The following is a 19,963-nucleotide window of genomic DNA, read 5'->3' as shown; positions in this document are numbered from 1 at the left end:
CAGGCGCCAAAAATTGCCCGGCGCGTACCGGGCGAATCATTATTTTTGTTCTTGCGGCATCTGTCGCCAGATGTAGAGTCCGCTGAATAAGGTAAACAGCAGAGTAAGGCCGGTCAAACCAAACACTTTAAAGTTAACCCAAACTTCCTGAGGCAACCAAAAGGCCACATAAATATTTGCCAGGCCGCACATCAGAAAGAACATCGCCCAGGCAACATTCAAGCGACGCCAGATGGGGCCAGGAAGCTGCAGTTCTTTACCTAACATGCTCTGGATCAGCGGTTGTTTCATGAAAAATTGGCTAAACAGCAATGCCAGCGCGAACAGGCTGTAAATCACCGTCACTTTCCATTTAATGAACTCATCGTTATGGAAAACCAGGGTCAATGTGCCAAACACTGCAACCAGCACAAAGGTAAAGATAGTCATTTTCTCTAGCTTGCGATACAGCACCCAGCTAACAACCAAGGCTAAGCCTGTCGCAACGATCAGCGCGCCGGAGGCGACAAAGATGTCGTACATCTTGTAGAAAACGAAAAAAACCACCAAGGGAAGAAAATCGAGTAACTGCTTCATAGTCATTCCAGTAAAGGCAGAGGCGTTAGTTGATGCGCCCGCAGGCGCACCCACAATTAACGTAACAGCATATAGAGCCGGTACAGGTAGATAATCAAGACAACGGAAACCAGATTGCCCACTGCGGTCAGCATTACTGAAGTTACATTTACCGGCAGCACGGTCAAAGAGGAGAAGAAGAACATAACCGCGATTTTTGCCAGCAGCCAAAGAATAATAGCCGGAGCAATGAGCTTCATATTCTGCCACGCCATACGCATGCTGGCGCGCATAGACGCGAATACACCCATTTTTTCACTGGCTAACATCACAGGTGCCAGCGAAAACAGAATCGCAAAAATCACGCCCGGGATTAAAACCACCATGAAGCCGAGTTGAACCAGCAAGGTGATGAGGAAGGTTTGCAGTATCAGTTTCGGCAGCAGCGGAGCAGAGGCACCAATTGCACGTAAGGCGCTAACGCGTTGACCGGAAGAGACCATTGGGATCAGGCACAGCATGCCACCTAACAGCAAGGCGTTGCCCACCAGCGCGGCAAAGGTGCCCGCGGCGGAAGCGCGAAGTAATACACGCTGCTGTTCGGGTGACATATTCTGAACCATGTCAAACAGAGAAGTGGCGCTGGAATCGCCTTGTTGCAAAATCGCCAATTGATCTTCACCGGGCGTCATCACGTGCGCCAGCATGACCGTGATAAAAGCGGTCAACAGCGACATCAGCACGACAGTTAATAACTGGTGGCGAAAAAAATTTCCAGTGTCACGGTATAACGAGCTTGCCGTGATAGACATGTACACTCCTTGGAGAAACCGGGTTGATTAACCCGGCGATTGTACATGTTCTGGCAGCTCGCTGGCACCCGCCGCGGCATAACTTTCTGTCATCACAGGTAAAGATGGGTGAAAAAGTGCTGGAAGACCGTGACGCGCTCTGGCGCGATCGCAAGCTTCGTTCCACTCACCATTTTCACCGGACATGGCAAACTCTCGACAAGGTGTTGGCCGCTGTTCATAAATACCGCAAGAAACGCACCCGCCGATTTCACCCTCTAACGCGATACAGCGTGGTGTACGCGTATTGGTGCCGATCATGTTGCGCATCAACAGGCTGAGAGGTTCAGTTAATTCTGTGGGCACAACGCCGCCCGCGTCTTGAGCTTCAGCCCAGTAAAAAGAGACACGGAAGTGGGCGCAACAGGCGCCACAGCTGATACATGGATTTGTTATTTCGCTCATTTGATCGCCAGCTACTCCTGAGCATCGAACCAAAATCACCAGAGAAGATAAGCAAAATAAGCGGGGGCAAATTTTTCAGCAAGCTCTATTTTCAACATCATGGCTCCGTCTAAATTGATCTAAATCAATCCTTTGTTTTTTAAGCAAATTAGTCGAAATGATTTGGATGCATTTTTCAAAAAATCGCGTTAAACCTTTGCCGACAAATAAATGACAACATCTTCCCACGATTAAAATTCTGCAAAGGAGCGACCATGAAACTGGCAAAATGCGCGATGCTACTGACTCTGGTATTACCTCAACTGGCACTGGCTCATCAGGCTGGCGATTTTTTTATGCGTGCAGGCAGCGCAACCGTACGACCAACCGAAGGATCGGATAATGTGCTGGGCATGGGATCATTCTCCGCCAGCAATGATACGCAGCTTGGCCTGACTTTTACCTATATGGCAACGGATAACATTGGCGTGGAACTACTTGCAGCGACGCCGTTCCGCCACAAAGTGGGTCTGGGACCAACCGGCACGTTGGCTACGGTGCGCCAGTTGCCGCCAACGCTGATGGCGCAATACTATTTTTTTGACAGCAAAAGCAAAGCGCGCCCCTATATCGGCGTAGGTATTAACTACACCACGTTTTATGATGCCGATTTTAATAACACTGGACGCGATGCCGGTTTAACTGATTTGAGCGTTAAAGATTCGTGGGGTATGGCGGGACAAGTTGGATTGGATTACCAGATTAACCGCGACTGGATGCTGAATGCTTCGGTGTGGTACATGGATATTGATACAGAAGTGAAGTTTAAAGCAGGCGGTGAGCAGCAGAACATTAATATGCGTATCGATCCTTGGGTATTTTTCTTCGGTGCGGGTTACCGTTTCTGATAAAAGAAAAAAGGCCGCTTTTCATAGCGGCCTTTTTAGTGGTGAACAATGTGCTATTTAATTTGCATGTTATTCACAACAGATTTCACACCCGCTACGCTTCGCGCCACTTCTACCGCACGATTCGCCATTTGTGGCGAACTCACAAAACCGCTCAGCTGAACTTTTCCTTTGAAGGTTTCTACATTGATTTCAGTGGATTTCAGCGAGTCATCTTTCAAAAGCTGACCTTTAACTTTAGTCGTTACCACAGTGTCATCAATATAACCGCCGGTGCCTTCTTTAGTTGGTGTCGGCGCACAGGCGCTCAGTGTCAGCGCAACCACACTCGCAATCAACGCACCTGTCAGCACTTTAAACCATTTCATTGCTTCTCTCCCTGTCACAAAGGTGATGCGACGTTACCATAACGGCGCGAGTTAATTGTGGTGCAAGAATTCAATAATGGGCAACTGCGAGGAGATAAAAAGAGAAAGAAATCATGCCTTACCGCACGATAAGGCATGATTTTGTTAGCGGCTGGCTGCTTTCAAATTGCTGACGAACGCTTTGAGCTCGCTCAGCATCACGTCAGGTTGTGCATGATTCTTTTCGATGATCTTCACAATCGCCGATCCGGAGATAGCACCCGCTGCACCTGATGCAATGGCTTCTTTCACCTGACCAGGTTCAGAGATACCAAAACCCTGTAAAGGCGGGGCCGCATTGTATTCACGCAGTTTGGTGATCAGATGATGCAGCGGCAGGCTGGCGCGATTCTCAGCACCGGTTACGCCGGCACGTGACAGCAGATAAGTATATCCACGGCCATGTGAAGCGATCTCACGCAATAAATCATCGCTGGCGTTTGGTGGGCAAATGAAGATTGGCGCAACATTATGGCGCAGGGCGGCCTGACGGAAGGGCGCAGATTCCTCAACCGGCACATCAGCAACTAATACAGAATCCACACCAGCTTCTGCACAGCGTGCATAAAACGCATCAATACCATTCGCAAACACCAGGTTGGCATACATCAGTAAGCCAATAGGTAAGTCGGGATATTTTTGACGAATGCTTGCCAACATTTCGAAACATTGAGCCGTCGTGGTACCCGCAGCGAAGGCACGCAATGTTGCGTTTTGAATTGTCGGGCCATCAGCCAGCGGGTCGGAAAAGGGAATGCCTAACTCCAGCGCATCTGCACCGCCTTCAACCAGCGCATCAATTACGCGCAAAGAGAGTTCAGGTGACGGATCGCCCAAGGTGACGAAAGGAACAAAAGCACCTTCTTTGTTCGCTGCCAGACGCTTGAACAGTTGATCATAACGTTCCATCAGATTTCTCCCTGCGCTGTCAAAATATCATGAACGGTGAAGATGTCTTTGTCGCCGCGACCGGAAAGGTTGACCACAATAAGCTGCTCTTTTTCAGGATCAGCCTGAATAATTTTCAGTGCATGCGCCAGCGCGTGTGACGATTCCAGTGCGGGGATAATGCCTTCGGCACGACATAACTGTTTAAACGCAGCCAGGGCTTCATTATCAGTGATGGATACGTAGTCGGCACGGCCAATGCTGTTCAGGTGTGCATGCTGAGGGCCAACGGACGGGAAATCGAGACCGGCAGAAATCGAATACGACTCTTCAATCTGTCCATCTTCTGTCTGCATCATTGGCGCTTTCATACCGAAGTAAATGCCAACGCGACCATGTTTCAGCGGAGCACCGTGCTCGCCGGTTTCAATGCCGTGTCCTGCTGGTTCAACGCCAATTAACTTCACGCTGGTATCATCAATGAAATCAGCAAACATACCGATAGCGTTTGAACCGCCGCCCACGCAGGCGATCACGGCATCTGGCAAACGGCCTTCTCTTTCAAGGATCTGCTTTTTAGTCTCTTCACCAATCATGCGTTGGAATTCACGCACAATAGTTGGGAAAGGATGAGGGCCAGCAGCGGTGCCCAACATGTAGTGCGCGGTTTCATAGCTACCAGACCAGTCGCGCAATGCTTCGTTACAGGCATCTTTCAGGGTCGCGGATCCGCTGTGAACAGGGATCACTTCCGCACCCATCAAACGCATACGAAAGACGTTAGGCGACTGACGCTCGACATCTTTGGCACCCATGTAAATGCGGCATTTCATGCCAAGCAGTGCACAAGCCAATGCCGAAGCTACGCCATGCTGCCCGGCACCGGTTTCGGCAATAATTTCGTTTTTACCCATGCGCTTCGCTAACAGCGCCTGACCCAGAACCTGGTTAGTTTTATGCGCGCCGCCGTGCAGCAGATCTTCACGCTTCAGGTAAAGACGCGTTTTGGTGCCTTTAGTCAGGTTTTTACACAACGTTAACGCTGTGGGACGTCCCGCATAGTTCTTCAACAAATCAGTGAATTCAGCCTGAAACTCAGGGTCTTTTTGCGCGTCAACAAACGCTTCTTCCAGCTGGCGCAAGGCTGGCATCAGGATTTGCGGTACATACATACCGCCAAATTCGCCAAAATAGGGATTCAGTAACGTCATTTTTTCATCTCTCTTTTTCTGACCCGCAGCAACGCGGGTCCGGCAAATCAATAGGCGCGAAGCGTCTGGAACACGGCCGCAATTTTGCTGGCATCTTTAATCCCCGGCGAACTTTCCACGCCAGAGTTAAAGTCGAGACCCGCACAACCTTGTCGTGCCGCTTCAACGCAGTTGTCAGCACTTAATCCGCCTGCCAATAATACATTATCGAGCTTTTGGTCTTGCAAAAGTGACCAGTCAAAGCGCTGACCGCTGCCGCCGTTTCCGTTATCAAAGACATAGCGATCAACATGTGGCCAGTCGCGTTCCGGTAAAGCACCTTCAATACGCAACGCTTTCCAGATTTTCACGGATGCAGGTAACGCTTGCCGTAATTCAGCGACGTAAGCACGGTCTTCATCGCCATGAAGCTGAATCGCAACCAGCTGTAACTCTGCTGCTTGCGTGACAACGTCACTAATTGCAGCGTTGCGATAAACACCTACATAGCTCAGTGGTGCGCCTGCTATCACCGTTTTTGCTTTGACGCTGTCCACATAACGTGGCGAGCTTTCAACGAAAATCAGACCACCAAAAATCGCACCGGCTTCGTACGCAGCGCGCGCATCTTCAGCTCGCGTTAGCCCACAGACTTTATTGCTGCCCAGCGTGACGCGACGCACCGCGCTTTGTAAATCATCTTCTTCCATCAGGGCAGAACCGATCAGGAAACCATTAGCAAAATGACTAAGCTCACGAATATCGGCGTAGCTGTTAATACCCGATTCGCTGATGACAGTTACGCCATGCGATAAACGTGGCGCCAGTTGGCGAGTCCGATTGAGATCAATCGACATATCACGCAGATCGCGGTTATTAATACCCACCACTTTGGCTTCCAGCGCAATGGCACGCTCCAGCTCATCTTCGTTGCTGACTTCCGTTAGCACGCCCATTTTCAGGCTGTGCGCTACCGCGGCGAGCTGACGATATTGATCATCGTCCAGCACCGATAGCATCAGTAAAATGGCATCTGCCTGATAGTGACGGGCTAAATAAATTTGATACGCATCGATAATGAAATCTTTGCACAATACCGGCTGAGTAATCGCTGCGCTAACAATGGGCAGGAAAGCAAAATCACCCTGGAAGTATTTTTCATCGGTTAATACCGACACGGCAGAAGCGTAATGACGATAAACGCCTGCAATGGCTGCCGGATCAAAATCAGCGCGAATCAAACCCTTAGAAGGTGATGCCTTTTTGCATTCTAAAATAAAGGCAGTACGCGCTCCTTGCAGTGCATCGTAGAAATTACGCGATGCCAGTTCTACGCTGTTTTGAAAGCTGGACAGCGGCTGCTGCTGCTTACGCGCTTCAACCCAAACCGCTTTATCCTGAACAATTTTTTCTAACACTGTACCTTGCATGGTTATCCTCTTGCTGCCAGAGCGACCACGCGCTCGTAAGCCTGCCCGCTACGGATTGCGGCGAGCGCACGCTGTGCATTTTCACGCAAATCTTCATTGCCAAATACTTTGAGCAGCATAGCCACATTCACGGCAACGGCTTCCTCGTGGGCCTGCTCGCCATTACCCTGGAGTAAACGTGTAAGAATGTCACGGTTTTCTTCCGGCGTGCCGCCTGCCAAGGCTTCCTTGGGATGGAAGCCGAATCCAAAGTCTTCTGGCGACAGCAGGTAACGCGTAATTTCGCCATCACGCAGTTCCGCTACGTGCGTTACATCATGCAGCGCCACTTCGTCCATGCCACCTCCATGAACCACAGCGGCACGCTGATAACCCAATACTTTTAATGTCTGCGCAATAGGAAGCACCAGCTCTGCGCTGTAAACCCCAATCACGGCCAACGGCGGGCGCGCGGGATTTATCAGCGGGCCGAGCACATTAAACAGTGTGCGGGTTTTGAGCTGCTGGCGAACCGGCATCGCATGGCGGAATCCAGTGTGATATTGCGGAGCAAACAGGAAACAAACGTTCAGATCATCCAGCGCTTTACGCGCCTGCTCAGCAGGCATATCCAGATTAATGCCAAATGCAGCCAGCAGATCGGATGAACCCGACTTGCTGGAGACGCTGCGGTTGCCATGCTTCGCCACTTTCAGTCCACAGGTCGCGGCAACAAATGCGCTGGCGGTAGAAATATTAATGCTGTTGCTGCCGTCACCGCCGGTGCCAACGATATCGGCAAAGGCATAATCGGGACGCGGGAAGGGTTTAGCATCTTCCAGCAAGGCCGTTGCGGCACCCGCAATCTCCTCTGGCTTTTCGCCGCGAACTTTCATCGCGATGAGCGCTGCGGCTAACTGTGTTGGCTCGAGCTGCCCGGTAATGATTGCGCTGAATAGCTGATGGCTTTCAGCCTGATTTAGCGTCTGCGCCTGGTAAAGTTTTTCCAGAATAGTATGCATTTTGTTCTCCCTGTTACTTCGCCAGCGCCCAAGCCAGCGTCTGCTCAAGCAGACGTGCGCCTTGAGTAGTCAAAATGGATTCAGGATGGAACTGGAATCCGCAAACACGATCTGCATCGTGGCGCACTGCCATCACCATGCCGTTAAAGCTGGCGTTGACCGTTAATTCGTCGGGTGTGTTGCTGCCAACCAACGAGTGATAACGCGCCACTGGCAGCGGATTGCTCAGGCCAGAAAACATCGCTTCACCGTCATGCGTGATAATGGATGCTTTGCCGTGCAGGATTTCGCCCGCCTGGCCCACGTGTCCGCCATAGGCTTCCACAATGGCTTGATGACCGAGGCAAATGCCAATAATCGGCAGGCGACCCCGCAGCACACGAAGCAGCTCAGGCATGCAACCGGCATCTTTCGGTGCGCCCGGGCCTGGTGACAACATCAATACCGGGTTCTCCATACGCTGCAGATGGTCGATCAGCAATTCTGCAGGTAGGTTGTTGCGATAAATCACCACGTTGTGACCGAAAGTCCGCAACTGGTCGACGAGGTTATAGGTAAATGAGTCGATGTTATCGAGCAGCAGAATATCGGCCATCAGAAAATCTCCTTGCAGTGATGGGCTGTTGCAATGGCGCGCAACACCGCGCGGGCTTTATTGCGGCTTTCATCCGCTTCAGCTTGGGGATTGGAATCCAGGACGACGCCAGCACCGGCTTGCACGGTGGCAACGCCGTCTTCAACGTAGGCAGAGCGAATCACAATGCAGGTGTCCAAGTCGCCGTTAGCGGTGAAGTAACCCACTGCGCCGCCGTAACTGCCACGACGTGAACCTTCCGCAGCGGCAATGCGTTGCATCGCGCGGACTTTTGGCGCGCCGCTTAGCGTGCCCATATTCATACAGGCGCGATAGGCATGCAGCACGTCAAGATCCTCGCGCAATGTGCCCACAACGCGTGACACTAAATGCATCACAAAGGAATAACGATCGACTTTAGTCAGATCGGCGACATAGCGGCTGCCGGGCACGCAGATACGTGCTAAATCGTTACGCGCCAGGTCAACCAGCATCAGATGCTCAGCCAACTCTTTATGGTCGGTGCGCATTTCAAGTTCAATGCGGCTGTCGAGATCGCGATCCAGCGAACCATCAGCATGACGACCCCGCGGGCGCGTCCCGGCAATCGGGTAGATTTCAATCTGGCGTGAAGTTGCGTCATATTTCAGCGAACTTTCCGGCGATGCGCCAAACAGCGTGAAATCCTGATCCTGCATGAAGAACATGTATGGGCTGGGATTACTGCTTTTCAGCGTGTCATACGCTGCCAGCGGCGACGGGCAAGGCAGCGAGAAGCGGCGCGAAGGTACAACCTGGAAAATCTCGCCAATGCGAATCGCTTCCTGCATGTCGCGTACCACTTCGCAATATTCTTCGTCACTTTGATTAGTGTTCAGCGTCATCTGTTCAACAGATTGAACCGGTAACGGCGCTGCTGGCTGCAGCATTTGGCCATGCAACTGTTCAATACGCCCTTGTAGGCGTTGGAATTCGCTGGTGGAGGGGCTGAACAGGCTAGCCTGCAAACGTGCGCTGCGTTCCTGATGATCCAGCACTAAAAGGGTTTCAGCTAAATAGAAGCAGTAATCAGGACAGCGCTGATGACTTTCCAGTTCGGGGAGTTCTTCAAAGCCAGCCACTAAGTCGTAAGCAAACAGACCGCCCAGCAGCAAAGCTTCACGTTCATCGGCGGGTGCGTTCACCAGTTGAGGAATCAAACGCAGCGCATCGAATACGGAAAGCGCCTGTAAGCGGGAGTCTTCATCTTGCAGCGCTTCTGTGGTGGGAAAGGTTAAAACTCGTCCATCGGGGCGCGCTTCAATCTTCACGGAGTCCGGTAGCACGGCATCCAGCAGCGGCAGCAGCGCGCGGCCATTTTCCGAAAGCGCTTGTAAGGTGACGTTATTGCCAAGCGCACTGATACGCAGGGCGCTGTCAACGATCAGCAAGCTTTTTAGGTTACGTTTACTGTCGATATCCGCAGATTCAAGCAGCAAGGTTGCCGGGCGTGCGCCGCATAACTGATGAAACACTGCGGCCGGATCTTCGCGATAGGGCGCGGTGCCGGTAATCAACTTCACTGTAGGTTTCGCATTTGGCATGATGAATTCTCTGAATTTCGCTCGAAAAAAAGCCCGCTCGGTGGCGGGCTCAGGTATCTGCACAGCGTTTACGCTAGTTGTGCACGACGACGTCGCCCGTATCTGGGAACATCGCGCCACCAACCGTTTAAAAGCGTACGAACAACAGCCATGATTAAATACCCGTTACGTGTGAACTTGTGTACTAGTTAACGGGTTCATGGCTTAAATGTCAATACACTTTTTCTCTGACCGCCAAAATCGTTATCATGCTGGCCAGTTTAGATTTTTACTGGAGTTAGCTTGAGCGATATCGCCCGTTTCCCTATTTATGATTTACACAGCCACACGCGGGCATCTGATGGCTTTCTCACGCCGCAGGCCCTTGTGCAGCGCGCTGTTGAGATGCGTATTGGCGTTTTAGCAATTACGGATCACGATTCAGTGGGCGGCGTTACGGAAGCGCAGCAGGTGGCTATTGATCAAGATTTGCCCATCAAAGTTGTGGCTGGCGTTGAGATTTCAACGGTGTGGGAGAACCATGAAATTCATATTGTCGGACTCAATATTGATATTCACCATCCAGTAATGAGCACTTTTTTGGCTGCACAGCACGATCGCCGTCAGACACGTGCCGAACATATTGCGGAACGACTGGAAAAAGCACAGATTCCCGGCGCGCTGGCGGGTGCAACGCGTTTGGCGGAAGGTGGCGTGATCACGCGTGGCCATTTTGCCCGTTTTCTGGTTGAACAAGGACGGGCGGATAATTTTGCGCAGGTTTTCAAATCTTACCTGGCGCGCGGTAAAACCGGCTATGTCCCGCCACAATGGTGTACAATTGAACAAGCTATTGATGCAATTCATCATTCTGGTGGTTGTGCCGTGCTGGCTCATCCCGGACGTTATGGACTGTCCGCAAAATGGCTTAAGCGCTTAGTCGCTTATTTTCGCGATGCCGGCGGTGATGCGATGGAAGTTGCACAATGCCAGCAAGCACCTAATGAGCGCACACAGCTGGCGCAATACGCCAGAGATAATGGGTTAGCTGGTTCACAAGGTTCTGATTTTCATCAACCCTGTCCGTGGATTGAATTGGGACGCAAATTATGGCTGCCCGCAGGCGTCGAGCCGGTCTGGGAACGTTTTCCGGCTTTGGCACCTGCATCTGATTGCACGGAAAGGTGACACGAGGTTTCTATGAGTCAATTTTTTCATATCCATCCTGACAATCCGCAGCCTCGCCTGATTAATCAGGCCGTGGAATATCTCAATAAAGGCAGCGTGATTGTTTACCCCACCGATTCTGGCTATGCCTTGGGGTGTCGTTTAGAAGAGAAGGGCGCAATGGAGCGCATTTGCCGTATTCGTCAGCTGGATGGCAATCATAATTTCACCCTGATGTGCCGTGACTTATCTGAGTTATCAGTCTATTCACAGGTCGATAATTCCGCGTTTCGTCTGCTAAAAAACAACACGCCGGGGAATTACACCTTCATCCTGAAAGCCACCAAAGAAGTTCCGCGCCGCCTGATGAGCGACAAGCGTAAAACCATTGGCCTGCGCGTGCCGTCAAATCCAGTGGCTCTGGCGCTGCTTGAAGCGTTAAATGAGCCAATGATGTCGACCTCTTTGATTTTGCCAGGCAATGATTTCACCGAATCAGACCCAGAAGAGATTCAGCACAGCATTGGCAAATTGGTCGATCTGATTATCGATGGAGGAACGTTGGGGCAGCAGCCAACCACGGTAGTTGATTTGACGCATGATGCGCCTGAGATCATCCGCGAAGGCGTTGGCGATACCCGTCCGTTCCAGTAATTTCCTCAGGCACCGCGCGTCGGTGCCTGACCAATATTTGTCTGCAGCCAATCTTTGAAATCACGGTAGGGAATATAGAGCGAAACGTCTTTAAGTATGATCTTTCCGCTGCGACCATTTTTAATGGCGTCTGTATATCCCACAATAACACCACCCAGCGTTTCATCGCGGTTATAAACACCGCCGCCAGACATCCCTTGCACCACTCCCGCATTTGAAGCCATCGCCATACAAGGACTTTTATTCCAATTATTCCGAATGGCTGTGCGCGCTAAATTAGTGCCCGTTGATTCCACAGGCAAGGCGGAAATAAAGCTGTAGCCATACATTTTTATTGAATCGCCAATATCACTGTTACGGAATTTGGCTAATGTCTTTGCGTCATTCTTGTGATAAATAATCGCAAGATCGCAATAAGGATGATAGGCCTTTACGCGTTGAACGGCATATTTCGCAACGTGTGCGGCTGTCAGGCTATATTCAGGTGTGAGGGGGATGCTGCTGCCCAAAGTGCCAAGACCAAGGATCGTCGGGATGCCGGTCACGCTCATGTCTACGTGCTGCATCGCCGTTCGACTGTACTCGGTTTGGCCCACAGAACAACCGCTCAAAGCCAGCGCGATAAACGCTGGGCACAGAAACAGTTTTTTCATGGTTTTTTCTTTATTTAGGCATGTCTTTAATATCCCTGGTGAGGATTTTCGACATGCAATATCAGGTTCATCACTGAACCGTATTAACGCAACAATTCCGGATGCGCCGGTTTATTGTATTAATGAAGAAGCAAAATATTTATTAATGAAGCATGAGATATAATTTAATTTTTGGATGAATGGCGTTAATCTTTCACTCTGATTTTTTTGCTCTTCGGGATTGAATTGTACACATTTAATAAAGCTGTACAATTCAATAAAATTAATATTAGACAAATAAACCTGAATATCATGATTTAATTCAACCTATGGTGCATTAAGTTTGATAATTTATTTTTTATCAATATCACATGCCAGATAAAATCAATTAAACGATACATTATGCTGCCAAGCTCTTTTTTTATGGTTTAAATGATGTATGTGAAATGCCAGTGGAGTTTAAGATACCGTTACTTATTGAGTTGTCAGTACTTTTAATTAAATCATATTGTTTAATAAATTTAATGCTCACTAAGTATAAAGTTTTCGATATTGCTGTTTTGAGTGCTGCTCGAAATAGTAAATAAGTCGTGTTTAACGACGAGTTATTAGGCGTGAATTATCGCCAATTAACACTATTATTAGGAAGAGTGCCATCTTCATAAACCGCGTTACATCAGGGTTAAATGTCTGTATAATAGGCCAAACTTTTTAAGTTAACTTGTTGATTTGAAAAGACTTATCACCCTACCGTGACGCCTGGGAAGGCGACAATGAGGAAGCTCAATGAGCGAAAAGTTACAGAAAGTATTAGCGCGTGCCGGCCATGGTTCGCGTCGTGAAATCGAAACAATGATCGCCGCCGGACGCGTCAGCGTTGATGGCAAACTGGCTACGCTAGGCGACCGTATCGAAAACAGTAAAGCCCTTAAAATTCGCATTGATGGTCATCTGGTCTCGATTGCCGAATCCGCAACGGAAGTCTGTCGCGTTTTGGCATATTACAAACCAGAAGGTGAACTTTGCACCCGTAGTGACCCTGAAGGTCGTCCAACCGTCTTTGATCGTTTGCCGCGACTGCGCGGTTCACGCTGGATTGCTGTTGGTCGTCTGGACGTCAATACGTGTGGATTGATGCTGTTCACTACTGATGGTGAGCTGGCAAACCGTCTGATGCATCCAAGCCGTGAAGTTGAACGTGAATACGCCGTGCGTGTATTTGGTCAGGTAGATGACGATAAAATCCGTCAATTGAGCAAAGGCGTGCAGTTGGAAGATGGCCCAGCCGCTTTCAAAACTCTGCGCTTTGGCGGCGGTGAAGGCATTAACCAATGGTATAACGTAACGCTGACCGAAGGACGTAACCGTGAGGTACGTCGTTTATGGGAAGCGGTTGGCGTGCAGGTGAGCCGTCTGATGCGCGTGCGTTATGGTGATATTCATCTGCCGAAAAACTTGCCACGTGGCGGTTGGACCGAGCTGGATCTTCCTGCGGTCAACTACTTACGTAATTTGGTCGGTATGGATGACGAAACGGTTACCAAACTGGTTGTTGAGAAAGATCGTCGTCGTACCAAGGCTAACCAAATTCGTCGAGCCGTGAAACGTCACAGCCAGACCGGAACTGCGCAGCGTCGTCCTACCGGCGGCAAAAGCAGCAAACGAACGTCTTCTTAAGTTTCCTGTTCATCTAAACGCAGCTTAACCGCTGCGTTTTCTTTTATTACCCGCTTATTCTTTATTACCAGTCAATTCCTTGCTGCGCCTGAATGCCGACATCAAAAGCGTGTTTAACCGGACGCATCTCGGTCACTGTGTCAGCCATTTCCATGAGGCTGCGATGGCAACCACGTCCTGTAATAATGACGCTTTGTTGCAAAGGACGCTGAACAAGTGCAGCAATCAGCTCCTCAAGCGGCAGGTAATCCATACTGGCCATATAAGTGATTTCATCAAGGATCACCAAATCAAGATGGCTATCTGCGAGCATGCGTTTGGCCTGTTCCCATACGGCTAAACAGGCATCGGTGTCAGCCTGACGATTTTGCGTTTCCCAGGTAAATCCGGTCGACATCACCTGAAACTCAACGCCATGTTGCTCCAGCAGATTGCGCTCGCCGTTAGGCCATTCGCCTTTTATGAACTGGATTGCGCCGACACGCTTACCGTGACCGCAAGCTCGCAATGCAGTACCAAATGCCGCCGTGGTTTTGCCTTTACCATTGCCGGTGAAAACCATCAGAATACCGCGTACCTCGGTCGCGGCGGCAATGCGTGCATCAACGTGTTCTTTTAATCGTTGCTGACGTTGCTGGTGGCGATCTTCACTCATTATTCAGCTGCTCCCGGTTTTCGGCCTGGCTGGGCATCAAAACTCATACCGGTTTTACGACGGCTATCATCACCCATCAAATAAAGATAGAGCGGCATTAAATCGGCTGGGGTTTTTAGCTTGTTGGCATCTTCCTCAGGGAAGGCGCTGGCTCGCATTTTTGTGCGCGTTCCACCCGGGTTGATACAGTTTACCCGCAAGTGCTGATTTTTATATTCATCAGCCAATACTTGCATCATACCTTCAGTAGCAAACTTCGACACGGCGTAAGCACCCCAGCCGGAACGCCCGGTGCGTCCTACGCTGGACGTAGTAAAGATCAGTGAGCCTGCATCCGATTTTAACAGTAGCGGCAGCAACGCCTGTGTGAGATAAAAAGTGGCATCGACATTTATCTTCATGACTTGTTGCCAAACGTGAGGATCAAGCTCAGCCAGCGGGACAATCTCACCTAAAATACCCGCATTGTGTAATACGCCATCTAAGTGCGAAAATTGCAGTGCCAACTGTTGAGCAATGTGTTGGCAATTTTCTGGCGTAGCTTGTACCAGATCGAACACCACGCTGTGCGCGGGTCGCTTGTTTAACTGATTGATTGCCTTCTCGGTGAGCTGAAGTCGCTCAAGATTGCGTCCCAGCAGAATGACTTCCGCGCCGTAGCGCGCGTAGGTTAACGCGGCTTCACGGCCAATACCGTCAGAAGCGCCGGTGACGAGAATAATTCGATTATTGAGCAAATCGCTTTTCGGTTGATAGTGCACAGGGAAATCCTCTAGCGAAGGTCAAAGTGTTTTCGTTTTATGCCTCAATTTCATGTGATGTGCAATCATCGACAGGCGCATTCTGTGCCAGGTGCTGGCATTTCAGGCGACGCTTGGGTGTAAACAAGTTAAACTATTCTATTGTCTCTAATTCTCTGTTTAATAAGGCGACGTAATGGATCTTCTTGCAAATTATGGACTCTTTCTCGCAAAAGTTGTGACGTTGGTGATTGCCGTCGCGGCTATTGTGCTGATCATCATGAATGCGACGCTGCGCAAACGCGGTCAAAGCGGCCAGCTGCGTCTGACACATCTGGGTGATGATTATCAGCAGATGAAAGACGATGTGCAGTTAGCGAAGATGAAACCGCAAGTGCAAAAACTGTGGTTGAAAAATCATAAGAAAGCTGAGAAGCAGAAAGCAAAAGCGGAAAAGCGTGCGGCTAAGCAGGGTGAAACCGAAATCGTGAAGCCGACACTGTATGTCATCGATTTCAAAGGCAGCATGGACGCCAGCGAAGTGACTTCATTACGAGAAGAAATTTCAGCCGTGTTAGCTGTAAAACAGAGCGGTGATGAGGTGTTGTTGCGTCTGGAAAGTCCTGGCGGGGTGGTTCATGGTTATGGTTTGGCAGCGTCACAGCTGCAACGCTTGCGTGATGGTGGCCTGCGCGTTACGGCTGCTGTTGACAAAGTTGCGGCTAGCGGCGGTTACATGATGGCTTGTGTGGCCGATCGTATTGTCGCCGCGCCGTTTTCCATAATCGGTTCGATTGGCGTTGTCGCTCAAATTCCAAACTTTAATCGTCTGCTTAAACGTAACGACATTGATGTGGAATTGCATACTGCTGGCCAATACAAACGTACGCTAACGCTGTTTGGTGAGAACACCGAAGAAGGACGTGAAAAATTTCAGGAGGATCTTAATGAAACACATGTGCTGTTTAAAGATTTCGTTCATGAAATGCGTCCATCATTGAATATCGATAACGTGGCTACCGGTGAACACTGGTATGGACGCCAGGCATTAGACTTGGGTTTGATTGATGAGATTGGCACCAGTGATGATCTCATTATTCGTCAAATGGATAGCTTTAATGTACTGGGCGTTCACTACGCGCGTCGTCGCAAGATGATTGACCGCGTTACGCATAGCGCCGGTTCTGTCGCCGAGCGACTATTAATGAAGCTCTGGCAACGGGGTGAAAAGCCCTTGTTGTAAGATATAACCCGGCGAGAGCCGGGTTTTTTAATGCGGTGGTTTTACTCCAGGTGATATTGAGATGATAACGCGACCGCGAGATATTTAAACACGTTAAACACCGCCGTTGTTTTCGCTGTAGGGATCTCATTCTCATCAAGAAAAAAGGGACCGCGAAACACGAAAACCTCACCGTGCTGTACCACGTCTGTCGCTTCCATTCCGGTAAAATAATCATCATGCGCTTTGATCATTACGTTGGCTTTTTCCAGCAACGCGTGGCGTGTAATAGCCTGGGTATCGTTCTGCATTTATTCATTCCTTTTTGACAGCCTCTTAATCCTTTCTATATTACTTGCGAGCCTCACTGTTCGACAAATGGTCGCAATGACTGAAAAATTGGCGCAAATTTAGCCTGAGTGCTAATTAAGTTGCGTAACAGATTTTATCAGGTAGAGTGTGGGCGATTCAGATTTCAGGGAGATCGCACCAGGAAGTGTGATTATGTCAGGTGGAAAAAGCGATTTTAATCATAAAGTTGCATCACGCCATGTTGTCTGACCTGAGATTGATCCCGCCGCCTTGAAATGTTAAACAGGCGCAGCAATATTGAACCCGATGGGTTTTTGGGCATCAAATCCTCTCCCGTTAAGCAGGACGATTTCATTAGGTAAAGGTAAATATGGGTAAAGCACTCGTTATTGTTGAGTCCCCGGCAAAGGCCAAAACAATCAATAAATACCTCGGCAATGACTACGTGGTTAAATCCAGCGTTGGTCATATTCGAGATCTGCCGACCAGTGGTTCAACCGCTAAAAAAAGTGCTGACGCTTCGACAGATAAAAAAGTTAAAAAAGTTAAAAAAGATGAGAAAGCCGCGCTGGTTAGCCGCATGGGCGTCGATCCTTATCATGGCTGGGAAGCGGATTACCAAATTCTGCCAGGCAAAGAAAAAGTCGTCGCTGAATTAAAAGCGTTAGCAGAAAATGCAGACCACATTTATCTCGCAACTGACCTTGACCGCGAAGGGGAAGCCATTGCCTGGCACCTGCGGGAAGTGATCGGGGGAGATGACAAGCGCTTCAGCCGCGTGGTGTTCAACGAAATCACCAAGAATGCTATTCGTCAGGCTTTTGAAAAGCCGGGCGAACTCAATATTGACCGTGTAAATGCTCAGCAGGCGCGTCGTTTTATGGACCGCGTTGTGGGTTACATGGTTTCTCCCTTGTTATGGAAAAAAGTGGCGCGTGGATTATCCGCAGGCCGCGTGCAATCTGTTGCCGTTCGTCTGGTGGTTGAGCGTGAACGCGAAATCAAAGCGTTTGTGCCAGAAGAGTACTGGGAAGTACAAGCCAGCCTGACCACGCCGAAAGGCGACGATCTGCCAATGGAAGTCTCGCATCATAATGACAAAGCATTCCGCCCGGTAAACCGCGAGCAAACGCATGCTGCGCTAGCGCTGCTGGAAAAAGCGCGTTATGAAATTGTGGATCGTGAAGATAAGCCGACCAGCAGCAAACCTGGCGCACCGTATATCACCTCGACATTGCAGCAGGCAGCCAGCACACGCTTGGGCTTTGGCGTCAAGAAAACCATGATGATGGCGCAGCGCCTGTATGAAGCAGGACACATCACCTATATGCGTACCGACTCAACCAACTTGAGTCAGGATGCGGTTGCTATGGCGCGTGGATATATTGAAAGCAACTTTGGCAAAAAATACATGCCGGAGTCTGCCAATACTTACGCCAGCAAAGAGAACTCGCAGGAAGCGCACGAAGCAATTCGTCCTTCTGATGTGGAAGTGATTGCAGAGCAACTTAAGGACATGGAAGCGGATGCGCAGAAGCTGTATCAGCTAATCTGGCGTCAATTCGTGGCCTGTCAGATGACGCCAGCACAATATGATTCCACTACGCTGACAGCGGCGGCGGGTGACTATAAATTGAAGGCCAAAGGACGCACGCTGCGTTTTGACGGCTGGACAAAAGTCATGCCTGCGCTGCGCAAGAACGATGAAGATCGTACATTGCCTGCCGTTAACGTGGGCGATGTGCTCGATCTGCAACAGCTGATGCCAAGCCAGCACTTTACCAAGCCGCCAGCACGATTTAGCGAAGCGTCCTTGGTACGTGAGCTAGAAAAGCGCGGAATCGGTCGTCCTTCCACTTATGCTTCCATCATTTCTACCATTCAGGATCGTGGTTACGTACGCGTCGAAAACCGTCGTTTCTATGCTGAAAAAATGGGTGAGATCGTTACCGATCGTCTGGAAGAGAACTTCCGTGAATTGATGAATTACGACTTCACTGCGCGCATGGAAAACAACCTTGATCAGGTTGCGAATAATCAAGCGAAGTGGAAAGCGGTGCTCGACAACTTCTTCAGTGATTTCAGCCAGCAACTTGAGCAAGCTGAAAAAGATCCTGAAGAGGGCGGCATGCAGCCTAATCAGATGGTGTTAACCAGCATTGATTGTCCCACCTGCAGCCGTCCAATGGGTATTCGTACCGCCAGCACCGGTGTATTCCTCGGCTGTTCTGGTTATGCGTTACCGCCTAAAGAGCGTTGCAAGCAGACCATCAACCTGATTCCAGAAAATGAAGTGCTCAATATTCTGGAAGGCGATGATGCGGAAACCAATGCGCTGCGTGCTCGTCGTCGTTGCCAAAAATGTGGCACGGCAATGGACAGCTACTTGATCGATAATCAGCGTAAGCTGCACGTTTGTGGTAACAATCCAGAGTGTGACGGTTACGAAATCGAGCAGGGTGAATTCCGCATTAAAGGTTATGACGGCCCGATTGTTGAATGTGAAAAATGTGGCTCTGAAATGCACCTGAAGATGGGGCGTTTCGGCAAATACATGGCTTGCACCAACGACGAGTGTAAAAACACCCGTAAGATATTACGCAACGGTGATGTTGCGCCGCCGAAAGAAGATCCGGTTCCTTTACCAGAACTGGCATGTGAAAAATCGGATGCGTATTTCGTTTTACGTGATGGTGCAGCGGGCGTTTTCCTGGCAGCAAATACCTTCCCTAAATCGCGCGAAACGCGTGCGCCGTTGGTAGAAGAGTTACAACGCTTCAGCGACCGTTTGCCTGAGAAATTGAAATACCTGGCTGAAGCCCCGGCTGCGGATCCAGAAGGCAACAAAACCATGGTGCGATTTAGTCGTAAAACTAAACAGCAATATGTCTCTTCTGAAAAAGAGGGCAAAGCTACCGGTTGGTCCGCCTTCTATATAGAAGGCAAGTGGCAAGAAGCGAAGAAGTAATCCCCTAAAAGGCCAGCGCTCGCTGGCCTTTTTCATTCCCTTATATCAATAAGTTCTACATTTGTTATCTAAATGATATAGTGGTTATAGCATTTCCGACCTTTCTGATTCCGGATATTCAGCACGCTGTTTAGGCGACTTTATGTCAGCCGGGGATGCGACTCTGTAGCTTACTGGGATAGAACA

18 protein-coding genes, 1 pseudogene and 1 other annotated feature are annotated in these 19,963 nt (G+C 49.7%); of the genes and pseudogenes, 6 read left to right on the top strand and 13 right to left on the bottom strand.

All coding sequences use genetic code 11. From position 1 onward, the window contains the following. Positions 1 to 39: 39 nt before the first annotated feature. From ACF2G4_RS06000 to ACF2G4_RS05990, 3 genes are read right to left on the bottom strand one after another with little or no spacing between them, the layout of a single operon-like run. On the bottom strand, positions 40 to 576 hold the full coding sequence (locus ACF2G4_RS06000; RefSeq protein ID WP_409075699.1) for a septation protein A: 537 nt from the start codon (positions 574 to 576) through the stop codon (positions 40 to 42). A 56-nt stretch (positions 577 to 632) separates the two neighbouring features. Beyond that, the gene (locus ACF2G4_RS05995; protein WP_243077823.1) at positions 633 to 1,367 is read right to left on the bottom strand and encodes a YciC family protein; all 735 of its coding nucleotides are present in this window, start codon (positions 1,365 to 1,367) and stop codon (positions 633 to 635) included. A 27-nt stretch (positions 1,368 to 1,394) separates the two neighbouring features. Next, on the bottom strand, positions 1,395 to 1,811 hold the full coding sequence (locus ACF2G4_RS05990) for a YkgJ family cysteine cluster protein (RefSeq protein WP_215846687.1): 417 nt from the start codon (positions 1,809 to 1,811) through the stop codon (positions 1,395 to 1,397). Positions 1,812 to 2,065: 254 nt separating this feature from the next. Here ACF2G4_RS05990 and ompW point away from each other — a divergent pair, with 254 nt between their 5' ends. Then, positions 2,066 to 2,698, top strand: a complete 633-nt coding sequence (gene ompW, locus ACF2G4_RS05985; protein ID WP_243077824.1) for an outer membrane protein OmpW — start codon at positions 2,066 to 2,068, stop codon at positions 2,696 to 2,698. A 53-nt stretch (positions 2,699 to 2,751) separates the two neighbouring features. On the opposite strand, the gene ACF2G4_RS05980 is transcribed toward ompW, so the two are convergent. From ACF2G4_RS05980 to ACF2G4_RS05955, 6 genes and pseudogenes are all read right to left on the bottom strand, one after another. Then, positions 2,752 to 3,066, bottom strand: coding sequence for a BON domain-containing protein (locus ACF2G4_RS05980; RefSeq protein ID WP_215846688.1), 315 nt, complete (start codon positions 3,064 to 3,066; stop codon positions 2,752 to 2,754). Positions 3,067 to 3,210: 144 nt separating this feature from the next. After that, complete coding sequence (gene trpA, locus ACF2G4_RS05975; protein ID WP_243077825.1) at positions 3,211 to 4,014, bottom strand: tryptophan synthase subunit alpha; 804 nt, start codon at positions 4,012 to 4,014, stop codon at positions 3,211 to 3,213. Next, complete coding sequence (trpB, locus tag ACF2G4_RS05970) at positions 4,014 to 5,204, bottom strand: tryptophan synthase subunit beta (RefSeq protein WP_215846690.1); 1,191 nt, start codon at positions 5,202 to 5,204, stop codon at positions 4,014 to 4,016. Before trpB ends, trpA begins: the two co-directional genes overlap by 1 nt. A gap of 47 nt (positions 5,205 to 5,251) precedes the next feature. Beyond that, a complete protein-coding gene (gene trpCF / locus ACF2G4_RS05965; protein ID WP_409075698.1) occupies positions 5,252 to 6,613 on the bottom strand; it encodes a bifunctional indole-3-glycerol-phosphate synthase TrpC/phosphoribosylanthranilate isomerase TrpF in 1,362 nt (453 codons plus the stop codon). Positions 6,614 to 6,615: 2 nt separating this feature from the next. Continuing rightward, positions 6,616 to 8,209, bottom strand: a pseudogene (gene trpD / locus ACF2G4_RS05960) (bifunctional anthranilate synthase glutamate amidotransferase component TrpG/anthranilate phosphoribosyltransferase TrpD). Then, a complete protein-coding gene (locus ACF2G4_RS05955) occupies positions 8,209 to 9,771 on the bottom strand; it encodes an anthranilate synthase component 1 (protein ID WP_332628205.1) in 1,563 nt (520 codons plus the stop codon). Before ACF2G4_RS05955 ends, trpD begins: the two are co-directional and overlap by 1 nt. 23 nt (positions 9,772 to 9,794) lie before the next feature. Beyond that, positions 9,795 to 9,899: a sequence feature (Trp leader region), on the bottom strand. 154 nt (positions 9,900 to 10,053) lie between these two features. Between ACF2G4_RS05955 and rnm the strand changes: the two genes are divergently transcribed. Then, entirely contained in the window at positions 10,054 to 10,938 is an 885-nt protein-coding gene (gene rnm / locus ACF2G4_RS05950) for an RNase RNM (protein ID WP_215846695.1), read from the top strand. Positions 10,939 to 10,950: 12 nt separating this feature from the next. After that, complete coding sequence (locus ACF2G4_RS05945) at positions 10,951 to 11,571, top strand: L-threonylcarbamoyladenylate synthase (protein WP_215846696.1); 621 nt, start codon at positions 10,951 to 10,953, stop codon at positions 11,569 to 11,571. A 5-nt stretch (positions 11,572 to 11,576) separates the two neighbouring features. Here ACF2G4_RS05945 and ACF2G4_RS05940 read toward each other — a convergent pair whose 3' ends face one another. Then, positions 11,577 to 12,224, bottom strand: coding sequence for a serine protease (locus tag ACF2G4_RS05940; RefSeq protein WP_409075697.1), 648 nt, complete (start codon positions 12,222 to 12,224; stop codon positions 11,577 to 11,579). 765 nt (positions 12,225 to 12,989) lie between these two features. Here ACF2G4_RS05940 and rluB point away from each other — a divergent pair. Then, positions 12,990 to 13,880 (top strand): 23S rRNA pseudouridine(2605) synthase RluB, encoded by an 891-nt coding sequence (rluB, locus tag ACF2G4_RS05935; RefSeq protein WP_215846698.1) that lies wholly within the window; start codon positions 12,990 to 12,992, stop codon positions 13,878 to 13,880. A gap of 64 nt (positions 13,881 to 13,944) precedes the next feature. Here the strand turns inward: rluB and cobO are convergent, their stop codons facing one another. Both cobO and ACF2G4_RS05925 read right to left on the bottom strand, forming a co-directional pair. Continuing rightward, positions 13,945 to 14,535, bottom strand: a complete 591-nt coding sequence (gene cobO, locus ACF2G4_RS05930) for a cob(I)yrinic acid a,c-diamide adenosyltransferase (RefSeq protein ID WP_409075696.1) — start codon at positions 14,533 to 14,535, stop codon at positions 13,945 to 13,947. Beyond that, complete coding sequence (locus tag ACF2G4_RS05925) at positions 14,535 to 15,296, bottom strand: YciK family oxidoreductase (protein ID WP_409075695.1); 762 nt, start codon at positions 15,294 to 15,296, stop codon at positions 14,535 to 14,537. The genes cobO and ACF2G4_RS05925 overlap by 1 nt, the downstream gene beginning before the upstream one ends. A gap of 175 nt (positions 15,297 to 15,471) precedes the next feature. Here ACF2G4_RS05925 and sohB point away from each other — a divergent pair, with 175 nt between their 5' ends. Continuing rightward, positions 15,472 to 16,518, top strand: a complete 1,047-nt coding sequence (sohB, locus tag ACF2G4_RS05920; RefSeq protein ID WP_215846701.1) for a protease SohB — start codon at positions 15,472 to 15,474, stop codon at positions 16,516 to 16,518. A 41-nt stretch (positions 16,519 to 16,559) separates the two neighbouring features. Here the strand turns inward: sohB and ACF2G4_RS05915 are convergent, their stop codons facing one another. Then, positions 16,560 to 16,808: a DUF2498 family protein gene (locus ACF2G4_RS05915; RefSeq protein WP_215846702.1), complete on the bottom strand. Its 249-nt coding sequence runs from the start codon at positions 16,806 to 16,808 to the stop codon at positions 16,560 to 16,562. A gap of 371 nt (positions 16,809 to 17,179) precedes the next feature. Between ACF2G4_RS05915 and topA the strand changes: the two genes are divergently transcribed. Then, positions 17,180 to 19,777 carry a type I DNA topoisomerase gene (gene topA / locus ACF2G4_RS05910; protein WP_409075694.1) on the top strand — a complete coding sequence of 866 codons (2,598 nt, stop codon included), beginning with the start codon at positions 17,180 to 17,182 and terminating at the stop codon, positions 19,775 to 19,777. Positions 19,778 to 19,963: the final 186 nt, after the last annotated feature.

Origin of the sequence: Pantoea phytostimulans (assembly GCF_046118715.1) — a bacterium.
In the GTDB taxonomy this organism is placed as follows: Bacteria; Pseudomonadota; Gammaproteobacteria; order Enterobacterales; family Enterobacteriaceae; genus Pantoea; species Pantoea phytostimulans.
Note: the sequence above shows the minus strand (reverse complement) of the source record. Positions and strands in the feature narration are given on the sequence as shown.

Coding starts and splice junctions, on each gene's coding strand:
- ACF2G4_RS06000 (WP_409075699.1), bottom strand. CDS start 576: ATGAAGCAGTTACTCGATTTTCTTCCCTTGGTGGTTTTTTTCGTTTTC.
- ACF2G4_RS05995 (WP_243077823.1), bottom strand. CDS start 1,367: ATGTCTATCACGGCAAGCTCGTTATACCGTGACACTGGAAATTTTTTT.
- ACF2G4_RS05990 (WP_215846687.1), bottom strand. CDS start 1,811: ATGAGCGAAATAACAAATCCATGTATCAGCTGTGGCGCCTGTTGCGCC.
- ompW (WP_243077824.1), top strand. CDS start 2,066: ATGAAACTGGCAAAATGCGCGATGCTACTGACTCTGGTATTACCTCAA.
- ACF2G4_RS05980 (WP_215846688.1), bottom strand. CDS start 3,066: ATGAAATGGTTTAAAGTGCTGACAGGTGCGTTGATTGCGAGTGTGGTT.
- trpA (WP_243077825.1), bottom strand. CDS start 4,014: ATGGAACGTTATGATCAACTGTTCAAGCGTCTGGCAGCGAACAAAGAA.
- trpB (WP_215846690.1), bottom strand. CDS start 5,204: ATGACGTTACTGAATCCCTATTTTGGCGAATTTGGCGGTATGTATGTA.
- trpCF (WP_409075698.1), bottom strand. CDS start 6,613: ATGCAAGGTACAGTGTTAGAAAAAATTGTTCAGGATAAAGCGGTTTGG.
- ACF2G4_RS05955 (WP_332628205.1), bottom strand. CDS start 9,771: ATGCCAAATGCGAAACCTACAGTGAAGTTGATTACCGGCACCGCGCCC.
- ACF2G4_RS05945 (WP_215846696.1), top strand. CDS start 10,951: ATGAGTCAATTTTTTCATATCCATCCTGACAATCCGCAGCCTCGCCTG.
- ACF2G4_RS05940 (WP_409075697.1), bottom strand. CDS start 12,224: ATGAAAAAACTGTTTCTGTGCCCAGCGTTTATCGCGCTGGCTTTGAGC.
- rluB (WP_215846698.1), top strand. CDS start 12,990: ATGAGCGAAAAGTTACAGAAAGTATTAGCGCGTGCCGGCCATGGTTCG.
- cobO (WP_409075696.1), bottom strand. CDS start 14,535: ATGAGTGAAGATCGCCACCAGCAACGTCAGCAACGATTAAAAGAACAC.
- sohB (WP_215846701.1), top strand. CDS start 15,472: ATGGATCTTCTTGCAAATTATGGACTCTTTCTCGCAAAAGTTGTGACG.
- ACF2G4_RS05915 (WP_215846702.1), bottom strand. CDS start 16,808: ATGCAGAACGATACCCAGGCTATTACACGCCACGCGTTGCTGGAAAAA.
- topA (WP_409075694.1), top strand. CDS start 17,180: ATGGGTAAAGCACTCGTTATTGTTGAGTCCCCGGCAAAGGCCAAAACA.